This is a genomic window from Paenibacillus sp. FSL H7-689, from assembly GCF_000517905.1.
Lineage (GTDB): Bacteria > Bacillota > Bacilli > Paenibacillales > Paenibacillaceae > Paenibacillus > Paenibacillus amylolyticus.
In genome coordinates, this window is record NZ_ASPU01000015.1 from 39,720 (window position 1) to 63,293 (window position 23,574).

Below are 23,574 nucleotides of genomic sequence, written 5' to 3' on the forward strand. Positions count from 1 at the left end.
GAGCCTCTCGCCATATCCGGTTCGACTTGCGCCGGACGTGGGAGACGGCTCCGATGTTTCCTAGGGTTCTATAAGTTACCTTGGGTATCTTAGTTTAATTGTGCTTCAGCTTGTTTTTGTGCATCAGCCAGAACGTCATCGATTGATTTACCGTTCAGGAATGCTTGCATTTCTACTACCAGAATATCTTCAATGGCATATGTGTTGATACCATAGTTTACGCTTGGAATTTCTTTCGTCCAATTTGCAAAGTCTGTGAAGATTTTTTGTCCGCCGAAGTACTCGTCTGCTTTGGCATACGCATCACCATCAACTGCTGGTTTGTACGTACCAATTGCGCCGATGTTGTTCAACAGATCTTGATACAATTGTTTGTCAGAACCAAATGTTTTTGCTACAAAATCAGCTGCTTGATCTGCACCAGGAACGTTGTTCATAACATACCAAGAGCTACCACCCAAGTTGGATGCGTGAACAGAGTTTGATTGGCCAGCCATTTTCGGTATTGGAGCTACAGCCCATTTACCGGATTGGGAAGCTTCTTGACGTACAGATGGTGAGAACCAGTTACCTGTAGGAATTGTTGCTACGCTACCGTTATTGGCATTGGCAACGAATTGACTCCAGTCAGAGTGCAATTTAACAATGTTGGCATCCATCATCGCTTTGTATGTGATGAAAGCTTCTTTCAGTGCAGCGTTATTAGCAATGTCAGGTGTTTTACCATCTTCTGCGGAATACCATTTACCTGCAGTTTGGATCATCATACGAATCAAACCAAGGTCATTCGGGTCAAGAGAAAGAAGCTCTTTACCTGTTTTAGCTTTTACGTCTTTACCAATTTGGATGTAGTCATCCCAAGTGATGTCTTGCAGGTCAGCTGATTTGTAGCCAGCTTGCTCCAGCAGATCTGTTCTGTAGTACAAACCAGCAACACCGGAGTCAAATGGTACTCCGTATTGTTTGCCATCAAACGCTGTTGGTCCGAGTTTGTAATCTGCAAAATCGGAAGCCGTGATACTGGAAGACAGATCTTTGAACGCATCAGGATATGCATTCAGGAAGCTTTGTGAACGATAATCTTCAATCAGAACTACGTTTGGAAGACCACTGGCAGTTCCGGAGTTAAGACCTGTGTTCAGTTTCTGAATGATATCAGCTTGAGCGTATTCAATGATGTTGATTTTCACATCAGGATTTGCTTTTTGATATGCTTCTTTTGCTGTTTCCATTGCAGCTACGTTAAAAGCTTTGTCCCAAGCCCAGACCGTAATTTCGTTTGTTTTTTCGTCACCACCACTAGCGGATTTACCTCCGCCACCGGATGAACATGCGGACAACAGCAGTACTGTAACGAGCATCAATACCCACATTTTTTTCAAAACATTCAACTCCCCTTCGACCTCTTTGTGTGTAATTTGTTTGCGTTTTCTGAAAGCGGTTGCTTTCGATGTATTCATCTTATCATTCCCATATCTTCATTCGTTAGTAATAATTTTGTACGGATTTGTCATCTTATTGCCACAATGAAAACCTTTACAGAAACCGTTTGCATTAAATTTGGTTTTTTGTAATTTCTTTTGATTTTGTAATTTCTTGATCTTGAAATAGTACAAAAATGATTTCAGCCGCTTTACCTCTGACACGTGAAAATCCCCCGACTCTGTAGAAAACAGAAGCGAGGGATCTCGATTTTAAGTGTATCCAATGGAATCGGGTTTCGATTCAACTCGTGATTAAAGGTAGTGTAACGGTGACTCTCGTTCCTTCCCCAACCGTACTCATAATGGTGACACCATAAGGTGAACCATATAATAACTCAATACGGTCATGTACATTGCGAATACCGATACCGCTGAATAGTTGACGATTGTTCTTTGGATTGGGCAACGTTTCTCCCATGACAAGCCCTTCAATTCCATCCCCATTGTCCATAATCTCACAGATGAGTGATTCTCCCGCTCTGGAAACCATGACATGAATCGTACCCGTTTCTTTCTTGATGAATCCATGGAAAAATGCATTCTCGATAAACGGCTGGATCACCAGTTTGGGTACATGATAGTGTGTACAATCCGGAGCCACGTAGAAAGCTGCTTTAATCCGGCCACCATATCTGACGTGATTAATGAAGACATAATTTTTCAAATTCTCGACTTCTTGTTCCACGGTAACCGTCTGACTCACATCACTGATCGTATTTTGCAACAATCCAATTAATGCATTAATCGTCTCCGCTGCCCTGTCTTTGTTGCCTTGTTGCACCAGAACTTTGACAGATGCAAGTGTATTGTACAAGAAGTGAGGATTAATCTGACTCTGTAATGCCGCAAGCTCTGCGTTACGTTGTTCATGCTGTGTCTGTACTAACTGATCCACATAATCATGCAGTTCATCAAGCATGTAATTGTAAGCATGACCCAGCTGCCTGCTCTCGTAGCTTCCGCTCACCGGAATATAGTTGTCCAGATCACTTTTTGTAATGTTGGACATCTGCTTCACAAGTCTGCGCAGTGACTTGGTAATCTGGCTGGTGATGAGAAACACAAGGATGAGTGCCCCCACAACGATAGCTGCACAGATCAGGGCAACCGTCTTCATGTCGATAAGTTGACCCATCGCCAGATCCTTATCCACGACATTGACAATATAAAACCGATAGAACGGTAAATACTCGGATAACACAACGCTATCCTGATCCATCACACGAGCATTAATACTTCTCGGAGAGTTGTTGTTCATATCCCGGGCATACGATAGCAAATCCAGCTGAGTTGTTCCGATCCAGTCTTCACGATTCGATGATACAATCTCACCTTTTTCATTCATAATGACCACATCATTGCCACGACTTGTAAAGCTGCTGTAAAATTGCCGGAATATGTCTTCTCTCATCGTGACATAAAGCGTACCGTATATCCGGCTGCGTGTTCGGTCCGTCAACGCTTTCGTCGCAGAGATCATCTGCTGACTCCCAAGCGTTGCCTCGTTTTGGTAAACATCAAAGATAAGACGACTCGGCGTCTCAGCGGCTTCCATCGTAATTGGCTCCTGCTTCAATTCATCCACGGACAACTCAAGGTGAGCACGATTCGTGGAATAGCTCCGTCCATTAATCCCGATAATTGTTATCCCGACTTCGTAGGATTCTGTGATGGATTGAATTCGATCCATCGTTTCCCTCATATTATAGAAGGATTTGGCCATCGTGAGGGAATCGGCATCGCCTTCTGACAGGAATCCTCGGATCGATCCACTCTGCGTCACATTATTCGATACGGCAGCAATGGCCTCATTAAAGGATTCAAAATTTGTTTTGATCTGATTAAGCACCTTGGAGTTTGTGATACTGAACGTCTCAGTAAACAGATTGGTTGACATGTGAATGGTCGTCCATAAGATGAGTACAGAAACGAGGACAATACTGACCACCATAACCAGAAACAACTTAGGAAACAATCCGAGACGAGATAATTGGTTCATCCATTTCTTCATAATCTTATCCTTCTGACTTTATGCCCAGAATTTGCGCCGGTATCGGCTTGGTGATAATCCGGTGAATTTTTTGAACACTTTGCAAAAGTAACTATGATCGGAATAACCTACCATACTGCTAATCTCAGAGATCGTTACATCATCGGATCGGAGCAGTTCCTCGGCTTTTTCAATCCGAATTTTATTTAAGTATTCATTAAATCCTTCTTTTTTGTGAGATGAGAAATAACTGGATAAATACGATGGATTAAAATGAAAGTGCTTTGCTACTTCAGCAAGCCCGAGCGGCTGATCAAAGTGCTCATGCATGTAATCCAGCAGCATCTTCATGTTGGGATCACTTCGTTTTCCACCCGCACCAACGGTGCACTCCTGAACTTCCGTCATGAATTGGTCAAGCACAGTCATGACTTCGTCCAGACTCGAAGCCCCGTCCACATTTTTAAAATACGTATATTTGCTCTCTTCCAGCCCGGCAGACTGAACATCCATATCCGCGAGGGTAATGGTCACGTTAAAGATCAAGTTACCGAGAAATGATTTGATCTCAAACACATCGGCAATATAATCCCGTCCAAGTGTTCTTGCATGATCCTGTAAATACTCCCTTGCCGCTTCGACCCGGTTACGCTTCACATGCTGCAAAAACATATTCACATTAAACTGGTAACCTGCGGGATGCATTGGAGGCAGTTCACCATACACCAGGATTGATCGACCCTTATAATAGAAGCGATATTCAATCAGCTTAATCAGGCGTTCCCGGTAAACAACACCCATCTGTTCAAATGAAGTAAAGCTTTCACTAAGCACCCAACCAGGACTGTCTTCTCCTGCTGCATTTTCACTGGCCAACTGTCTGATCCGTTCAAGCATCCATTGATCTCTCGCAGGATCGACATTAAGAAGCATCACAGGTAATGTACCCTCTGCGGGAACCATTGCACATTCTACTTCAGGCAGATCACTGCGGAGCTTGGATTCAATCTGTTCCTGATCCATCTTCAGTGGATTCCCTCCAGCACCCACCGGTTTATACACCAGCAAGCGAAAGGATTCATACGGAAAGGTATCTCGAATCATCGGCATTTCGCTATCTTCATCCAGTGTAAATCCGGACAGCATCTTCTCCATCAGTTGCCCAAGCCTCCAGCCATCGTGCGAAGGTTCGAACTGTAGCTCGGGAATTTTACCCGCCGTGCGTTGAAGGACTTGCAATAATTCATTTGTATCCAGCTTGGGTTTCAGTATATAATCGGCTGCCCCGTGCTGAAGCGTTGAACGTACATACTCGAATTCACTGAAGCTGCTAAGTACAATAACTTCAATCTGCGGATTACTGGCTTTTAGTGTACGGACAAACGTTTCGCCATCCATGACAGGCATGACAATGTCGGTAATCACAATATCCGGTTTTAACAGGTTGACCTGCTGTAATCCTTCTTCACCGTTGGAAGCTTCACCCACAATGATAAATCCTTCCGCTTCCCAGTTCATATGGTGCTTTATGCCCTGTCTTACCAGAAACTCATCGTCAACAATCAGCACCTTGCACAACCGGTTCATGATCGCGACCCCCTTGTCTAATCTTTCCTCTATATCTGTACAGGCTATACCAACTATTATATATCGGTTATAAACACTTTCCAGTGTTAGCGGTTACATTAATTCTAAATTAATTGTACATCTTTTTATATCCTAAAACGATCCTTTAAGCAATGGTAACTATCTATAGTTTACACTATATTTCGACAAAATAAGAAGCCCCGACTCGCCATTTGATCATCTGGCGAATCAGGACCCCTATTTCAATCCTTTATTTCGTTAAATCACTCACTTATGGTTCAATCCCCCATTGGAGACTTCCCGCGATATAACCAGTGACTTTGGACCAGTCCGTATAGGAAGTCTGACTACCTGCAAAAGAATAATCATCCGTTTGCGTATAGTTGGTCCAATTGTTCTTGGAGATGCGCGTATGGATTTCCGTACTTTGTCCTGCATTCAGAGTTCCAGCAGAAGCTGTGAATCCAATCTCAAGCACGTGGTCAGCACCTGTTCGAACTGGATTGAGTGCACTGAACGTGCCTGTTACATTCGCACTGCCAGCAGTCGCCCAGTCAGCGAAGAAGTTCTGAGGCTGTTCGCCGTTTATTGTGTAATAATATCTGATTTTCACATCAGACAGATTCAAGGCTGTAGTACCTGTGTTTGTCAGTTTGAATTTGGGACTAATCGAGCTGCCCGTCGCTGAAGTGTTGCTGTTAAACATCTCAATGCGTATGGTTCCAGCAGGTGCAGCTGTCGTGTCTTTAATGAGCAGATTCAAGGTCGCAGGAGCACCTGCGCTGAATTGAAAGGTTAGCGTCGCTGCGCCATTGGGAAGTGAAGCCAAGTAGTTTTTACTTAATACGACCTCATTGCCTGTCAACGTGTAATCTGTACCTGAAACCAGCGTTGCATTCCCATTGCGAATGGATGCAAGTGTATTGCCGTTAAGTGTTAACGTGACTGGAATATTAATCTGATTGCCTGCTTTGCGATCAAATTCGGCTGTAACCGGTGTAATCGCAGAGTTGGTCACTGGAGTACCCCCGCCGTCTCCTCCGCCATTGTTACCTCCAACACGGTCAGCATACAAAATTCCGCGGCCATTTGTTCCGAGATATACTCTTCCATACAAACGCGGATCACCCGTAATTGTGGTTACACGAGCATACTGATGTTGATCATCATTGATACGAACCCAATTGGCACCACCGTCATCGGAGCGGAAGAATCCACGTGTTCCATCGATCTGTGCAACCGTGTATAACGCAACAACGCTCTGCCCAGGGGCCGCTTTACCAAATCCGATACTGTCTGCTTCCTCTACATTGGCAAGCTTCGTGAATGTCGCGCCTGAATCCGTGGAATGCCATAATCCGTAAGGACCTTCTTCCTCACTACCACCTGCAAACCAGAGTTCACCTTCAACACCTGGAACGGCATCCAGATCGGCATTTCCTTCCATCGGAAGTCCGGTCGCAGATGTTGCCGTGAAAGTAGCACCACCATTCACACTCACATAGATTTTACCCGCTGCAAATCCATAAAATTTGTTTGGATTGACACGATCCGAAATCACTTTTGCCTGTGCAGGTATGCCCGTACTTGCCGTCCATGAATTGCCGCCAGTCGAATAATGTACGCCTTTATCTGATGTGCTCCATACGAGTCGGTTACCATTCGCAGAGATGGCTACGGTCCCCCCTCCGGTTGTGCCGGCAGGTTCTGCATTAGCCTTATACCACGTAGTACCTCCGTCACTGGACAAACCCATGGATTTTGCATTTGGATCAGCAGCATAATCTGCTTTACCTACGCGAACCATCGTATTTGGACTTAACTCTGCAAAATCCAGACTTTCTGTGGAAGGATAGTTCGGGCTCGTAAATATGGTAGCTGGAGCCTGGTCCAGATTGTTATGACGGAATCCGGAGACATCTCCCAATCCGCTTATCAAATGTGCACCACTTGGCGGGCTGACCAGATCCAGTACGGCAATCTCCTCAACCCCCTTCGCCATCACTGAAATATTGATTTTTTCATCATCATCCCAGTCTGTCAGATTCTTCGTTCCATAGATCGTAGCACCTGTTCCATACATCATGCGATCCGAATCAAACGGATCAATCTCCAGATCACCGATCATCCAGCCCAGTTTTGGGGTTGTTTCGGGTGGGGCAGGATTGGTGCCAAATGTGAGCCATGGCGCTGCCGAAATATCCTGTGTATAACGTAACTTCCGGTTCGGATATCCTTCAAATTCCCATATGCGTGTCCATGTCGCTCCGCCATCTGTACTCCGGAACAAGGTGGCATCCGGCCACCAGGAATTTAATGTCGCAACCATCAATGTACCGGGATTCTGTGCATCAACAGCCAATCCGCCATATCCAAAATAATTATCCGTGCTACTGCTTGGAACAGGGCTGATGTTGGTCCAGACACCTGTAGACGTATTCAGTTTCCACACGTCACCTTTTGCCCCATCATAGGGTCCAACACCATCGCTGTACGTAATATAGAGGCTTCCGTCTGAATCAAACACACCATGATGCGGGATATAACCTGTAGGTTGACCAGCAACAGCTGACCAGGTCAGGCCGCCATTTGTGCTGCGATATACGCTTTGATCTTTATCCGCAACACCCACATAGATTGTCTGGGTTGCTTGCCCTGCCGAACCTGTTGTTTTGTCAAATGTAATCCATGCCAGACCTACGATGTCACTGGTATATTCATTCGAAGGATCTTGCACATAATTTCCCGGATTCGGGAAGCTTGTGACTTCGTTCCAAGTCACACCGTAATCGGTACTTTTCCATAACCCATGACCACTTCGTGCACCGAAATACAGAATACTGTTATCATTTGGGTCCACGGTCAGGCGTTCTCCCATTGAACGTCCCGGCATGTTGCCGCCCACTTTGAACGGAAGTGTTGTGGTTTGCCATGTATCTCCCCGGTCCGTAGAGCGCAAGATGGAGCCATTATTTTGGTCCCACGAATTCGTATACGTCCCAACTGCCATATACACCCGATCGGGATCAACCGGGTCCGTAGCCAGTGCGTCCACACCATTCTTGTTCCAGTCATCCCAGCCGACAAAATCCGTTAAGGGTATCCACCTCTCGTCAGCCGCATTCCAGCGATAGGCCCCCCCGATATCTGTACGGGCATAGATCAGATCCTTTTCCGACTCGTTGAAAATAATGCCCGGTACAAACCCGCCTCCTGCACCCGTCACCACATTTTTCCACTCATAGGCTTCACTTGGTGCCGCCGCTGTTGTTCCAGCAAGTCCTCCCAGCGAGGCGGTTACTACAGCAACCGTCAGGCTCATCATTCGCAATTTCCCCATAAACGTTCTCATATTAACTTATCCTCCTCTTCTACTTCGTTACTGCATTTCGGTCTATCCCCGCTGTCTCATCGTGCTGATGATGGCGTGCCAGACGAATCAATGCATCCCTTGATACAAGAAGCCTCACCCCCTTCCAGTCATATTGTTAAGCGCTTACATAATTGTTCTTGATTCGCGGTTATCTGGATAATACTTTCAATAAATAACATTCGCTGGCAATCTCCAAACCCCTCTGTCGAAATTCCGATTTTTGTAAAATATTTTCAGTGTTTAAACAGGTTTATACAACAAAAAAAGATGCTGTTAGAACAGCACCTTTCGACATTTTATATAAGAGTAAAAAAAATGGAATCGTTTCTTTCCTGGCAAACCAGGCAGAGGTTCACTAAGGTTCACTACATAATTGGCACCTGTTTATTGCTGGCTACCATAAGCGTGAGTCTCCTGCCCTTTAACGCCCGGTCTGATGACAAAAAGTGAGCCCGCATCCGGTGTCTCTTTCAAACGTTCTTCCTTAATCCCTATACGTGCTGTTGTAATGTATAACTCTTCGAGATCCGGTCCACCAAAACAGCAGGATGTTACCTGATCTGCCGGCACCTCGATCTGTTGCAACAATTCTGATGTATGCGGGTTCCAACGAGTGACTCTTCCTCCGCCCCAGTGCGCAACCCACAGCATGCCCTCACCATCAACCGTCATCCCATCCGGAAAACCGAATTCCTCCGGTATGTGAATGATACTTGTCCGATTTTGTATCGTACCTGCCGTCAGATCAAAATCAAACCGGTCAATAGAACGTGTCGGGGTATCAATGTAATACATGGTCTGCCGATCCGGACTCCAGCCCAGACCGTTGGATGTAGACACACCTTGTACCATTGTGCGAACGGGTTGCCCTTGCTCCAAACAATACAATGATCCGGCTTTGCTCTCATTATTCATGCTCATCGTGCCTGCCCAGAAGCGACCCTTCGCATCACATTTTCCATCATTAAAACGATTGGTATCCTTATCTTGTTCAGGGTCTTCAATAGCCTGCAGCTCACCCGTAAGCAAGTGATACGTATGGAATCCACTGCGTAAAGCAACCACAACTTCGTCACCACGATAGGGAACAACAGCCCCGACATGTTCACCGACATCATAAGCCTGATCCTGCCCTGTAGCTGGATCATACACATGCACCTTGAAGCTTTCAATATCTACCCACAACAATCGATTGTTCTCCGCATCCCAGCTTGGACCTTCCCCCAGTAATGCCGGGGTTTGTACTGCTACAGTTACGTCGCTCATGCCATCACGTCCTTATTCAGATTTGACGCCGCCTGACCATTCGAATCCGATGGCATCCAAGAATGCTTTGGACAGTACCATATGGCCCGTTGCATCCGGATGTACCCGGTCATAAGTCAGCACAGACGTATAGAAATGATCCCAAAATGGAGCAAATGCAGCCTGTGTATCCACATACACTGCATCATACTCACTGGCTACCCTGCGTACCGCTTCTCCGTAGATATCCATCGTTGCCCGCATCGGGTCTTCCGGGTTGGCCTCAAGATAATAAGGCGTCATTAGCACCAGACCTTTCAGGTTGGGACGAACTGAAGCCACCAGTTCACGCAATGTGGATTCGTATTCTTCAAGAAACACATGTGAGTCTGTTGACAATGGGTTGTCGAACTGACGCCATACATCATTAATGCCGATCATGATCGTCAGCCAGTCCGGTTTAAGGTCAAGCACATCACGATCCCAGCGCTGTTTCAGATCACGAATCGTATTTCCACCATTACCCACATTCTGGACACGCAACATCAATTCCGGATAGATGGACCGCAAGAGGGCATAGACTTGCGCTACGTAACCATGGCCCAGACCTGAACTGCCTTCGCCTACAGGATGTTCCCGACCACAATCTGTAATCGAATCCCCGATAAACAGAAGCTTGTCATTTTTTTGAAATTTCATCGTCATTTTCTCCTTCGCTCCATGGCGCTAATATACGGATTACTCGATTGGTTAGGACCGTTCACTTGCTATCAGCCAAAAAAATTACCAGCCTTGATTCTTGAGCCATGTGAGACACAGATCTGACCATACCCGAACCGCGTGGTTGTCCTCAGCCAATCCAAGTCCATGTGAGCCTTTCTCAAAAACGTGCAAGTCATAGGGGATGCCATGTGCACCCAATGCAAGTGCGTAACGCAAGCTATTCTCTACAGGCACTGCCTGGTCATCGCTGGTGTGCCAGATGAACGCTTCAGGAGCATCCGCTCTTACCTGCTGCTCCGCACTGAAAGCCTTGATCTGCTCGGCAGAGGCGTCCGACCCAAGCAAATTCTCACGGGAACCGGCATGTCCATAGGACTCCATCGTAATGACCGGATAACAGAGAATAACTCGGTCCGGGCGTGAACTCTGGCGTTCGATGAGGTCCTCATGATCCGGTTGTCCCTCGTCATACAGCGTTCCCAGTGTTGCTGTGAGATGTCCGCCTGCGGAGAAACCAAGTACTGCAATCTTAGCAGGGTTGATGCCATACTGCTCAGCATGAGCACGAACATAACGTATGGCACGCTGACCATCTGTTATCGGTGCAGGATGCTGGTGAGGCGCCACCCGATAATTCAGGACAAATGCACTTATACCTGCACGGTTCAACAATTCCGCTATTGGAGCACCTTCATGATCAGCCAAAAATCCATAGCCGCCCCCTGGACACACAATGACAGCGCTCTCGGAACCGGGCTGAATAAATGGAATCAAATGTGGCATCTCGTCTTCATGACCCTGGGCTGCATAAGGTGCAGCATGATCCCATAAGGGTATAGTTGTTGTCATCTTCAATCATCCTCTCCAAGTAGAACGGATACATGGGTCCGTTTAAACGTTTTCGAATCTCAGGAATCGATACCATCATAACGGCAATGACCCTAACGCATCAATACCTTCCTGGCATCACTTTTTGATCATTTGGGTACATGTTAGTACAAATTACGGAACTGTTCAGGAGTCACCCCCTCAATCCTGCGAAAAGTTGCTACAAAATGGCTTGCATCTCGAAACCCTACCCTAACTGCAGTTTCCCTAATCGTGGGTCTATGGTCTGCGGTCATGATTTCCTTGGCTTTGCGAATGCGCAGCAAAATGAAATAACTATAGGCTGTCATGCCAAAGGACTGCTTGAACAAGGTGTTCAGATGTCTGGATGAGATCCCCGTGACGTCAGCCATATGTTCGAGACCAATCTCGGGATTCGCATAATGCTGTTCCATGAATGCAATGAGCGGAGCGAGTCTCTCCACGGCATGAGAGATCGAAGAGCGATTGCCGGTCATGCCATGTTTTTTGAGCAAAATCAGAAATCGATATATATCCGCTGACGCCTCGAGTCCCGACAAATCCTGATCACTTCTGATTGAATCCAGCACTTCCTGGCCGTAATCATTGAACGGACTGCTCTGTTCCCACTGATGCAACGCTGCTTCACCCAGACTAAGTGACTCCAAGATTGCCGGACACTGGGAACCGCCAAATGTAATATAGAATGTCTCCCACTCTCCTTGGGCGCGCACATATTCATGCGGTTCATTTGGCGGCAGCAAAATACCTGATGCTTCCCCCAGTACGACCGTGGACCCGGCAAACTTGAATTCTCCGGCTCCCTTTACTGTCTGAAGCCAATGGTAACAGGGATACCCCACAGGTCTGGACACCTTCTCCTGATTGCCGTTATAACCCAGGCTCTCAATATAAAGGGGCAACGGCTGATCACGTGATGTCATGAAATATCGTTGATGTCGGGGGGAGATAAACATGGGATGCCTCCTTGGGTATAAGCTGAAATAAACTTCCGTATTCTTATATGAGTCATTACTTTTATTATATTTTAAAAGTCATATGTATCATATAGTATAGGATTATTCTTATACAAGAGGTGAACACATTGATTAGTAACAAACTGCCCAAAATGTTCTACGGGGGCGATTACAACCCGGAACAGTGGGATCACGAAACCCACCTTGAAGACCTGCGCATGTTCCAATTGGCAGGCATTGATATTGCCACAATCAACGTATTTTCATGGGCACTGATTCAGCCTGATGAAGTTACATACCGTTTTGAAGAACTCGACCAACTGATTAATCGCTTACATGAAAACGGTGTCTATATATGCCTTGCAACAAGCACTGCTGCCCATCCGGCCTGGATGGCAAAGAAATATCCAGACGTGCTTCGTGTAGATGCCGATGGACGCAAACGCAAATTCGGTGGGCGCCATAATTCCTGTCCCAACAGCCCGACCTATCGCAAATACGCTGAGAAGATTGCGGATAAACTGGCCGAACGATACAAGGATCACCCCGCGGTTCTCGTATGGCACATCTCCAACGAATATGGCGGTGAGTGCTACTGTGACAACTGTGAAAAAGCGTTCCGCGTGTATCTGAAAGAACGCTATCAGACTCTGGAACAGGTCAACAAAGCATGGAATACGAATTTCTGGGGGCATACCTTCTACGATTGGGACGAGATTGTATTACCGAGTAACCTGAGCGAACATTGGGGTAACAACAATTCAACGTTCCAGGGAATCTCGCTGGACTACTCTCGCTTCAACTCCGACAGCATGCTGGATTGTTATCTGTTGGAATACGATGCAATCAAAAAACATATTCCGGACTCCGTCGTTACTACCAATCTGATGGGATTCTTCAAGCAATTGGACTATTTCAAATGGGCAAAATATTTGGATATCGTCTCCTGGGACAGTTATCCTGGTCTCGCCACTCCTGTCAGCTTCACGGCAATGGCTCATGACCTTATGCGCGGACTGAAAGATGGTCAACCGTTCATGCTGATGGAGCAAACACCAAGTCAGCAGAACTGGCAGCCATATAACTCACTGAAACGTCCAGGTGTCATGCGTCTGTGGAGTTATCAATCTGTTGCGCACGGAGCCGATACCATCATGTTCTTCCAGCTTCGTCGCTCCATCGGTGCCTGTGAGAAGTATCATGGTGCAGTTATTGAGCATGCTGGGCATGAGAATACACGTGTATTCCGCGAAGTCGCTGAGCTGGGCAAGGAATTGCAGATGCTTGGAGATACCACGCTGGATGCATCTGTTGAATCCAAAGTAGCGATTGTGTTCGACTGGGATAACTGGTGGGCCATCGAAAAATCAAGCGGACCTACGGTTGCCCTGAATTATGTGGATCAGATCCATAAATACTACGCAGCCTTCTTCCGCCGCAACATACAAGTAGATATCATCAGTGTGGATACGGATATGAGCAAATACGACATTGTCCTTGCCCCTGTTCTTTACATGGTTAAACCAGGGTTTGCCGCCAAACTGGAGAAGTATGTTGAAGCAGGTGGAACATTCCTGACGACCTTCTTCAGCGGCATTGTCAACGAGAACGATCTCGTGACCACAGGTGGATATCCGGGAGAACTTCGTAAACTGCTCGGAATCTGGGTGGAAGAGATTGATGCCCTGCTACCTGAGCAAAAGAACCGCATTGTCCTCAAAGAAACCTACGGTGATCTTCAAGGAGAGTATGGCTGCGGCATGCTGTGTGACCTGCTGCACAGTGAAGGAGCCGAAGTCATCGCGGAGTATGGAGACGACTTTTATAAAGGCATGCCTGTTGTGACACGTAATACCTTTGGTCAAGGTGAAGCCTGGTACGTTGCATCCGACCCGGATGAGCGCTTCCTGGATGGTTTGCTGGGACAGCTTGCAGCAGCCAAGAACGTAGAATCCTTACTTGAGACACCAGAAGGTGTTGAAGTAAGCGCACGAACCAAAGACGGCAGACCCTACCTGTTTGTCATGAACCATAACGCAACCACACAATCCTATGATCTGGGAACAGCTAAGGCACATGATCTGCTCACCAATCGTGAGCTTTCGGGAAGTGTTGAGATTGAAGCCCGTGGAGTGCAATTGCTCGAAATGAAATAAGCGATTTCGCTTAATTGAAATCATTCGGAATAATATAATGTGATAGAAATACCCGTGATACAAAGTGTCACATATTCATTCCTTTTATACTTGTTATTGTCTTCAGCGAGGATATTGGTATAGATTTCAGACCTTTATCGTCTTCTGTAAGCCAAAAGCTGCTACTTCCCGTATCCGTCTACACCGGATACGGGTTTTTGGCATGATCTGTGGTCTTTTTGATAGAAGGAAATATCAGTATGCAAAGCGAATTGGACGAGAAACACATTTTAACAAAGCCTGCCGGAACATGCTTGTGAATCCTGATGCTGATCCATTATAAAATAATGAACAGTTGAAAAATTGGTGACACTCATGATGTCACTTATTCGTTGTTACAATAGAAATATAACTACGACATCACTTTCCGGCGGCGCAGATCGAAACGGAGTGGCTGACATGAACAGAACAAATCGGCTTGCTGCCATTGTAATGGCATTACAGCATGGTCACGAAACGGCACACTCATTAGGTGAGAAATTTGAGGTTTCCCGTCGCACGATTCTTCGGGATATTCAATCCCTCTCCGAGATGAATGTGCCCATTATTGCCATTTCCGGTCCGGGAGGCGGTTTCAGTCTTATGGAGGGTTACGTATTACCCCCATTACAGCTGGACCCGGTAGAAGCAGCGACGCTCTTATTCGCTCTTGAAGGTCTAAGTCGCTACGCCGACACACCCTTTCATGAGAAACGCTGGACCCTGATGAACAAAGTTAAGGCTATCATTCCGGATGATATTATGTCGCGAATTGATCCCATGCTCAAACAACTGCATCATCATATTCCAGACCGCAATTACATTCTTCCTCATCTGGACGCACTGCTGGCATGTATACCCGAACACGGGTGGCTTAGTGTGCTGTATCGCTCCGCATCACGTCAGCGTTGGTTGCATATCTGTCCCACACGGGTATATGCTTCCTCTGGCTTCTGGTACTGTGAAGCATATTCCCTCGAACATGTTGAACAACGTCTGTTCCGGGTTGACCGAATTATCGAAGTCAAAGCGATCGAACCACAGGATGCACAGATGCTTAATGAACAGGCAGAGCAACAGCAGAGTATGCCGATCCCTCCAGAACAGCCGCCAATCCTGGTTAAGGTACAACTGAGTTATCGGGGAATGATTGAAGCTGAACAGGACGAGCATATTGGTGAAAAAATGATTGAAATTGCCCCCGATATCTGGGAATTGTCATTCTTTTGTCCACCAGGGGAATGGGACTGGGCCGTACGATTCTTTTACCGATTAGGACGTGAAGCCGAAGTGATTGAACCTCTCCAACTTCGCAGTGAGATTCGTCAGCATGCCGAGGAAGTGAGCCGGAGATACCTTGCTTCAACCAAGTCGTAGCTTGACTACACACAAAAAGGAGCCTACTGATATCATGACATATGAAGCCGTTATAACGTACGAAGAAGCAGTACAGCGTATCCAGTCTATAGGGCTGCTGCCTCTGGCACCACTATTTGCCGATTATCCTTCTCTGTCATCGCTAACCCCCAAAGAACATTGGCACAAGGATGATGAATTCGATCCTTGGTTATGGCGTTCACGCCTGGCTGAAGAGGGCATTGCTGCATATGGAAAATTTATCAAAAAGAAAGCGCTTCTTGTCTCATCTGAATACTTCCCTTGGGTACACCGACTGCTTGCCGACTCCAGAACCATCAAGGAACAGTATGAAGCGGGTCTACTCTCCCGTGAAGCGTTCAAACTTCATGCGTTAGTTGCAGAACAAGAAGGCATCGATGGACGTGCCTTGCGATCACAAGCCGGTTTCGGGGCAAAAGAGGACAAAAAAACATTTGACCGTGGACTTCTGGACCTTCAGGGCTGTGCAGCCATTGTGATCAGTGGCACCAAAGAAAAAGAAGGGCTCGCAGAAGGCAAAGTCGCCTGGAACAGCTCCGCATACGAGACTGCTGGTCACTGGATGGAACGTCACGGCATTAAGCCGTTTGAAGGTAGCGTTGCAGAGGCGCGTGAACTGCTGGTTACTCAACTGCAACAACATGCTTCACCAGCCGCATTATCAAGCATCGCCAAAGCGCTTGGCATCCGTGGAATCTAAATAAAGCCAATCCCGGTTGTAGTGAAAATTTCAACCGGAATTGGCTGTGGTTCACCATATAATGTAACCCAGACGATCAACAGCCCCCATCGACAATGGATTTAGAGAATTACGCCATCCTTGAATATGGCAATCTCCCGGAATCCATGCTGCTCACTGAGTGTGTGTGACCGTCCTGAAGCAATGTCAATCAGCTGGCTGAACAGCTGCACTTTCACCTCATCCATCGTCTGCCCCTCCAACAGCTGGCCTGCGTTGAAGTCAATCCAGTGTTTTTTGCGATTCGCCAGATCGGATTGGGTCGCAATCTTGACGGTAGGTACCGGACCTCCGAAGGGAGTCCCCCGCCCTGTTGTGAAGAGCACAATATGTGCACCCGCCGCAGACAGTGCCGTTACAGATACCAGGTCATTACCCGGTGCTTCTACAATGTTCAGACCGGTCTGAGTTACACGTTTGCCATAACGTAGAACGTCGACTACGGAAGAACGTCCTCCCTTTTGCGTACATCCAAGTGACTTTTCCTCTAGCGTTGTGATGCCACCAGCCTTATTCCCAGGTGAAGGATTCTCATAGATGTTCTGGCCATGGTTCACAAAATATTGCTTGAAGCCGTTCACGAGGTCCACCAAATCGTGAAACACCTGCTCATTGGCAGCCCGGTTCATTAAGATCGTCTCCGCACCAAACATCTCCGGAACTTCCGTCAGAATAGCCGTACCCCCGGCAGCAACCAGCATATCAGCAACTGCACCGACCAGTGGATTGGCTGTAATGCCGGATAAACCATCGGAACCGCCACACTTCAACCCAATTTTGAGTTTACTGAGCGGAAGCGGCTGCCGTTGTTCATGTTCAGCGATCTCCACAAGTTCTTCCATCAGCCGAAGCCCTTCCTCAAGCTCGTCATCCGTTTCCTGTGCTTTGAGAAACCGTACTTTGCCGCGGTATTCCGGAGTAATACACTCACGGAATTCATCGACCTGATTGTTCTCACAGCCCAGACCGATGACGAGCACGCCTCCTGCATTCGGATGCTCCACCAAGGAGGCCAGCAACTGTTGTGTATACTTCAGATCATCACCAAGCTGTGAACACCCGAATGGATGCGGAAAGTGAAATACACCATCTACCCGGCTTCCAAACTGGGACTGCCCCATACGTGCCAAAGCTTCACAAACTTTATTGATACATCCAACCGTATTCACAATCCAGATCTCATTACGAATACCTGCGTCACCATTGGGGCGCAAATATCCATCAAATGAGCGCAGATGTTCCGGAGGCATGTCCGTCTGAACCTGCGCGCCCGGCTGATACTCATATTCAAGCAATCCGTGCAGACCCGTCTTCAGGTTGTGACTATGAATCCAGCTTCCCTGCTCAATCTGCTCTTGGGCAATCCCGATGGAGAAACCATACTTCATCACATCATCACCCGGTGCCAGGGTATGCACAGCAATCTTATGCCCTTTGGGCACGTCATCCAGCAAGGTAAAAGAAACACCGTCTGGCAGGGTAATGCATTCTCCTTTCGCATAATCCCGAAGCGCTATAATGACATCATCCTGTGGTTGAATGGCAATCCAGTCATTGATTGTACTTGTTGTGTTCATTTCCCTTCACCTTCCAACAATCCGATTTCACGAACAAGTGCTGCACGCAGCCCTTCTCTTGCATCCAGATTTTCGCCCCAGATCAGGGTATCTGACAACACAGCCGCTACCCGGTTATCCAGTTGGTTCTGATCCCTGTTAAGCGTGTCATAACCGTCCCAGTGTGCAGCCAAAGTAGCCAGGACATCCGGGTCATCCCGCAGCAGAATGTCCTCTCCATTCAGTCGTTGTGCCTTGTAACCTTCTGGCGTATTTACCGGACGATAGAGACACAATAATCCAGCAAACCCTTGAATTAAACGTTCTGGCCAACTTCCCTGATTTTGCTCGTAAGACAATAGTGTTGGCAGCACACGCACCTTGAATTTTCCGATCGTATTCAAAGCAATATCTTGCAATTTGTGATCAATATATGGGTTAAGGAACCGTTCGAACACTTCTTCTGCATACTGGTCCAGCTGATGATCGGGCATATCCAGAGCAGGCACGATCTCCTGATGCACAGCTTCCCTGATCCATGAGCCAAAATACGGATCTTCCATCGTTTCTCTCACATGCTGCTTACCTTGCAGAATGCCGAGGGATGACATTAAGGTATGTGACCCATTCAAAATACGAACTTTGCGTACCTGAAAAGGCTTCAGATCTTTCACCCAATGTACATTGAGACCTGCCTGCTTGAGAGGAAGTTTTTTGTCCAATGATTCATCACCCTGAATGGCCCAGAAATGATATGGCTCTGCCGTATTAATCAACTGGTCCTCATACCCCCAGCGATTCGTCAGGGAATCGGCTTCCTCCTGGGTCGGCGCACCTGTTACGATTCGATCTACCAGATTGTTCAAGAAGTGATTATGGTTCTCGATCCATGAGCGGAAGCCTTCCGAATACCCATAATCCTCACTATGACGGAGAACACAACTGCGAAGCACGTCACCATTGCCTTCAAGCAGCTCGCATGGCAGATGAATCAAACCTCTGGATGGATCACCATCAAATTTCAAATATCGCTGATGCAGGAAAACTGTTAATTTCCCCGGAAATGATTGGACGGGTTCACCCTCGATATAGTCCGCATACGTATATTTCAATCCTGATTCGGTTGTATTGGAAATAACGAACTCAAGTGAAGGCAGTTCCGCCAAGTTCAGAAAGGCATCCCATTCCTCATACGGATTGATACACTGTGAGAAAATGGAGATCAACTCTGTCCGCTCAACCGGCTTTCCTTGAGACAGCCCACGCGTAATCATCGTATATAATCCATCCTGATCACGAATCTGCTCCAGCTTGGCTTTGCCTCCCGGTCGTGGTTGGGTAACAGCTACACTTCCATGGAATTTGCCTTGTCTGGCACTCTCATGAAGCATCCAGTCTGCAAATCCCCGCAAGAAATTACCTTCTCCAATCTGCAAAACCTTCACGGGACGCTCCATAATCTCCTTGCACTTGCGCTGACCATCGCTCCCCAGTAAATTCAGCTTCAACCTTGGCCGTTTCGTGCTTGCCGACATGGACACTCACCTCATCGATTATTTGTACTGTCGGAATGCAGCTCGAAGGCTCTGCACCCTTTTATTGTAAACGCTTTAAATTCATTGTATCATCAATAAAAGGAAATTAAATTGCTTATATTGCGGTAAATATACTCTCTCATGACCAGGTATAACATCTCGTTGAAGACGATCGTCTGGAAAGGAGTCTTTATGGAACGTTCACCTGTTCGTACGACTATTCAAGCAGAATCCGGTATTCCCTTCCGCCTGGTGTACAGCGATACCAAATCCCCTCAGAACGAATTGCCAGATCACCTTCACGACTGGCATGAAATTATCTATGTATATCGGGGTCAGGGAAGCATCTTTATTGATACGGGACTTGAGAATATGCAGGAAGGAGATCTGTTCATTATACCGGGCAGCACGGTTCATCGAGCTTTGCCGGATGCAGGCAATCCTGTCACATCTTCCGCATTGTTCTTCAGCCCGGGCTTACTGGCATCGACCGCCGGAGGCGCTGCTTCTTCCTTGCTAAGCCTGTTTGAACGTTGTCGTAAACAACGTGTGTATAAGAGGCATTTGAACACAGAGGAGCAATTACAGGTGGCCGCCCTCATTGATGATATTCAGACCGAATTCCAGCTCGGTCATCATCTAAGCGCACATGCGGCCCTGTTAAGGCTGCAACTGTTGCTCATTTTTCTGGAACGTCTGGAAGCTGCTGGACCTGCGAATCCGGGTAAATCCGCTCCGGGTCCCTCATGGCTCTCTTCTACGATCTCTCATATTGACGAGAACCTTCGGAATGGCCTTTCCCTCCCTGAACTGGCGCAGTACGCCTCTGTATCCCCTGCCCATTTCAGTCGTGCCTTCAAACGATACACGGGAATGACTCTAACGGATTACGCATTAGCACGAAGGGTCATTATGGCGAAAGAGCATCTGGTGCAAGGTGATGAGACGATGGCAGCCGTTGCCGATGCTTGCGGGTTCGACAGCCTGCCCCACTTTTACCGTCAATTCAAAAAATTAACCGGCACAACACCCGCAGCATACCGCAGAACCATGAACAGTTCTCGTTAAAATAGAACCAGACTGGAACATAGGTGCCTGGGCCTAATCATATATATCCACATATTCTTCCATATGGAAGATGTGGTATGATAATCTGGATTATTACTTGTCGGAAACATTGCATTCCGTTGTCAGAGGAGCTTAGCATTCCATGTTAAACGAATTGAATCGCAGGAATATTGGTATCTTCGCCCATGTGGATGCGGGGAAAACAACCACCACCGAGCATATGTTATTTGAGAGTGGTGTCGTCCGCAGTCCGGGACGTGTAGATGACGGAACAACAGCCACAGACTCCCTGGACATTGAGAAAGAACGTGGCATATCCGTTCAGGCAGCCATGACCTCTCTGATCTGGAAGAACACCATCATTGACCTCATTGATACGCCTGGTCACATTGATTTTAGCTCCGAAGTAGAGCGAACGCTACGGGTAATGGATGGAGCTATTCTCATTCTGTCGGCAGTAGAAGGCATTCAGTCCCAGAGTGAAGCCATCTGGCATGCCCTTCGTTCACTTCGCATCCCAACCATCATTTATATTAATAAAATGGATCGGATTGGTGCGTCTGCCCCAGCGGTAATGGAGCAGATTCGTTCCACCCTGTCCCCTTTCGCATGCGAAATCCAAACGTATCAGTTCCACGAAGATTCATTTCATGGCATCGACTCGCTATGGAACCCGAATCAAGATTCTCTGTCAGATGGCACACCTTCCATTCCAGGTCTGGTCGAGATACTTGCCGAGCTGGACGAAAAGGTCATGGAAGCCTACATCCAGGAGACTCCGTTATCACAAAGGGATCTGAATGAAGCATTCCTGCGGTATGTGCATCAGGGTGAGATGTTCCCTGTGTGTTATGGGGCTTCCGGCAAAGGAATTGGCGTCACGGGATTGCTGGACACGGTCCTTGCATTTCTGCCTCCACCTGCACAACCAGTGGACTCTCCCGTATCCGGTGTTGTGTTCAAAATTGAACGTGACCGTACGATGGGCCGCACGGCATACGTCCGTATGTATGGTGGCAGCTTACACAATCGGGATACCATCCATAATTCGACGCGGGAGCTTGAAGAGAAAGTGACGCAGATTCGCCGTATGGATGGACGGAAATGGGCGGATACCGGTGCCGTTCACGCGGGGCAGATTGCTGCGCTGTATGGACTGAGTGACACACATGTGGGTGACATTATCGGCAATCCTGAAGGTGTACCTCCTCTGCCACAGATGGCTGTGCCTTTGCTGACCGTACAAGTACATGGCAAGGACCCGGCACGTTACCCCGATCTTGTCGCAGCATTGCAAGAATTGACGGATGAAGACCCCTTACTCGACCTGCAATGGTTGCCGGAGGAACGAGAACTGCATCTCAAGGTCATGGGAACCATTCAGCTTGAGATTTTATCCAGCCTGTTGCTGAGTCGTTTTGGATTGGATGTCGTGTTTGATCCGCCATCCGTCATCTATAAGGAGACACCACGTACAGCCGGAGAAGGTTACATCGCTTATACGATGCCTAAGCCCTGCTGGGCCATCCTTCGCTTCAAGATTGAACCTTTGCCTCGCGGAAGCGGTCTGATCTATGCCTCAACCGTAAGGACAGAAGATCTGCTGTTACGTTATCAGAATGAAGTTGAACGACGAATTCCGGAAGCCTTGTCTCAAGGTATGCTCGGTTGGGAAGTAACCGATCTGCGCATCACGCTGGTGGAAGGGGAACATCATGTCTGGCATACACATCCGCTGGATTTTGTTGTAGCCACGCCTATGGGAATCATGGATGGATTGGCGAGAACAGGTACCACGTTGCTGGAACCCCTTCTTCAGTTCCGGCTGACGGTCCCGGAGGAATACGGCGGTAAGGCCCTTAGTGATCTGGTACATATGCGGGCAACCTTCGAAGCCCCCGTCATTGGTAGCGGACGTTGTATTATTGAAGGAGTTATGCCTCTTGCCACCTCAATGGATTATCCGGTGAAACTGCGTTCCGAGACAAGCGGCCGCGGAGTGCTTACGACTTCGTTTGCCGGATACCAAGATTGTCCTGCGGATGTGAATCATACTTGCAAACGCAGAGGAGTTAACCCGCTGGATCAGTCGAAATATATTTTAAGTGTACGAAACGCGATTACATCATAAATGGAGTTGAACCTGTGCTTATTAAATTTCTTATCTTTGGCCTTCTATGGCGGATTGTAGGTAATCCGTTCATTGCCATCCTCATTTTACTCGTTATACTGTATTTCCTGGATCGTCGTTACGTTGGGGTGTTCCCAAGCTTCACGAAACCTCTCAAACGTATGCGTAACATCTCACGGCTTCGGCAACAGCTTGCGATGAGTCCCAATGAAGTTTCTTCCAAGCTGGAACTGGCTCGCCTGTTAATTGAGCGCAAGCGTTACAGCGAGGCACATGCCTTATTGCTTGAACTGGAGCGCCCATACGAACAATCAGCTGAGTACTGGGAGGCATTAGGGACAACTGAGCTTCATTTGGGCAACATCGAAAAAGGCGAACGTCATATTTTGCAAGCCCTCGAGATCAACCCCAGAGTCAAGTACGGACGCCCGTACCTAACCCTTGCTGGAGCCTTCAAAGATACGCATGAGGACAAAGCGCTGGATTATGTGCATCAGTTTCAGGAGATTCATTCCTCTTCCAGTGAAGCTTATTATCTGCTCGGTTCGGTTCACCGTTCCCTTGGGCGCAATGCTGATGCAAAACAGGCTTACGAGCAATCCTTGAACGTGTATCGTTCGTTGCCCAAATACAAAAAACGCCAGGAGCGCCGCTGGGCTGTCCGCAGTTGGTTCCGCAAACGTGGATTGTAATGTCATTCGCTATACGCTGTAATCTTCATATATCACTTTTCTAACCAATAAAA

At 47.4% G+C, this 23,574-nt stretch carries 16 protein-coding genes; 6 read left to right on the forward strand and 10 right to left on the reverse strand.

Going from position 1 to position 23,574, the window contains the following annotated elements:
- Nucleotides 1-89 precede the first annotated feature (89 nt).
- From C170_RS11205 to C170_RS11240, 8 genes are all read right to left on the reverse strand, one after another.
- The gene (locus C170_RS11205) at nucleotides 90-1,373 is read right to left on the reverse strand and encodes an extracellular solute-binding protein (RefSeq protein ID WP_442789461.1); all 1,284 of its coding nucleotides are present in this window, start codon (nucleotides 1,371-1,373) and stop codon (nucleotides 90-92) included.
- A gap of 352 nt (nucleotides 1,374-1,725) precedes the next feature.
- Nucleotides 1,726-3,495 carry a cache domain-containing sensor histidine kinase gene (locus C170_RS11210; protein ID WP_036609485.1) on the reverse strand — a complete coding sequence of 590 codons (1,770 nt, stop codon included), beginning with the start codon at nucleotides 3,493-3,495 and terminating at the stop codon, nucleotides 1,726-1,728.
- A gap of 18 nt (nucleotides 3,496-3,513) precedes the next feature.
- On the reverse strand, nucleotides 3,514-5,061 hold the full coding sequence (locus C170_RS11215) for a response regulator transcription factor (RefSeq protein ID WP_036609486.1): 1,548 nt from the start codon (nucleotides 5,059-5,061) through the stop codon (nucleotides 3,514-3,516).
- A 271-nt stretch (nucleotides 5,062-5,332) separates the two neighbouring features.
- A complete protein-coding gene (locus tag C170_RS11220) occupies nucleotides 5,333-8,413 on the reverse strand; it encodes a X2-like carbohydrate binding domain-containing protein (RefSeq protein WP_036609488.1) in 3,081 nt (1,026 codons plus the stop codon).
- A 405-nt stretch (nucleotides 8,414-8,818) separates the two neighbouring features.
- On the reverse strand, nucleotides 8,819-9,700 hold the full coding sequence (locus tag C170_RS11225; protein WP_036609490.1) for an SMP-30/gluconolactonase/LRE family protein: 882 nt from the start codon (nucleotides 9,698-9,700) through the stop codon (nucleotides 8,819-8,821).
- A gap of 12 nt (nucleotides 9,701-9,712) precedes the next feature.
- Entirely contained in the window at nucleotides 9,713-10,378 is a 666-nt protein-coding gene (locus C170_RS11230) for an SGNH/GDSL hydrolase family protein (RefSeq protein WP_036609492.1), read from the reverse strand.
- 84 nt (nucleotides 10,379-10,462) lie between these two features.
- Nucleotides 10,463-11,251 carry an alpha/beta hydrolase gene (locus C170_RS11235; protein WP_036609494.1) on the reverse strand — a complete coding sequence of 263 codons (789 nt, stop codon included), beginning with the start codon at nucleotides 11,249-11,251 and terminating at the stop codon, nucleotides 10,463-10,465.
- A 143-nt stretch (nucleotides 11,252-11,394) separates the two neighbouring features.
- Nucleotides 11,395-12,228, reverse strand: coding sequence for an AraC family transcriptional regulator (locus C170_RS11240; RefSeq protein WP_036609496.1), 834 nt, complete (start codon nucleotides 12,226-12,228; stop codon nucleotides 11,395-11,397).
- A 128-nt stretch (nucleotides 12,229-12,356) separates the two neighbouring features.
- On the opposite strand from C170_RS11240, the gene C170_RS11245 reads away from it, so the two are divergent.
- The 3 genes from C170_RS11245 to C170_RS11255 all read left to right on the forward strand — a co-directional run bounded on the left by C170_RS11245 (nucleotide 12,357) and on the right by C170_RS11255 (nucleotide 16,500).
- Entirely contained in the window at nucleotides 12,357-14,384 is a 2,028-nt protein-coding gene (locus C170_RS11245) for a beta-galactosidase (RefSeq protein WP_036609498.1), read from the forward strand.
- A gap of 438 nt (nucleotides 14,385-14,822) precedes the next feature.
- Complete coding sequence (locus tag C170_RS11250; protein ID WP_036609500.1) at nucleotides 14,823-15,779, forward strand: helix-turn-helix transcriptional regulator; 957 nt, start codon at nucleotides 14,823-14,825, stop codon at nucleotides 15,777-15,779.
- A 34-nt stretch (nucleotides 15,780-15,813) separates the two neighbouring features.
- Nucleotides 15,814-16,500, forward strand: a complete 687-nt coding sequence (locus C170_RS11255) for an AlkZ-related protein (RefSeq protein ID WP_036609502.1) — start codon at nucleotides 15,814-15,816, stop codon at nucleotides 16,498-16,500.
- A 101-nt stretch (nucleotides 16,501-16,601) separates the two neighbouring features.
- On the opposite strand, the gene C170_RS11260 is transcribed toward C170_RS11255, so the two are convergent.
- Entirely contained in the window at nucleotides 16,602-18,116 is a 1,515-nt protein-coding gene (locus tag C170_RS11260; protein WP_200868498.1) for a UxaA family hydrolase, read from the reverse strand.
- A complete protein-coding gene (locus C170_RS11265) occupies nucleotides 18,113-19,630 on the reverse strand; it encodes a tagaturonate reductase (protein ID WP_036609504.1) in 1,518 nt (505 codons plus the stop codon). Before C170_RS11265 ends, C170_RS11260 begins: the two co-directional genes overlap by 4 nt.
- A gap of 192 nt (nucleotides 19,631-19,822) precedes the next feature.
- Between C170_RS11265 and C170_RS11270 the strand changes: the two genes are divergently transcribed.
- From C170_RS11270 to C170_RS11280, 3 genes are all read left to right on the forward strand, one after another.
- Nucleotides 19,823-20,698, forward strand: a complete 876-nt coding sequence (locus C170_RS11270) for an AraC family transcriptional regulator (RefSeq protein ID WP_036609506.1) — start codon at nucleotides 19,823-19,825, stop codon at nucleotides 20,696-20,698.
- A 142-nt stretch (nucleotides 20,699-20,840) separates the two neighbouring features.
- Entirely contained in the window at nucleotides 20,841-22,829 is a 1,989-nt protein-coding gene (locus tag C170_RS11275) for an elongation factor G (RefSeq protein ID WP_036609508.1), read from the forward strand.
- A gap of 14 nt (nucleotides 22,830-22,843) precedes the next feature.
- The gene (locus C170_RS11280) at nucleotides 22,844-23,521 is read left to right on the forward strand and encodes a tetratricopeptide repeat protein (protein WP_026081149.1); all 678 of its coding nucleotides are present in this window, start codon (nucleotides 22,844-22,846) and stop codon (nucleotides 23,519-23,521) included.
- Nucleotides 23,522-23,574 lie beyond the last annotated feature (53 nt).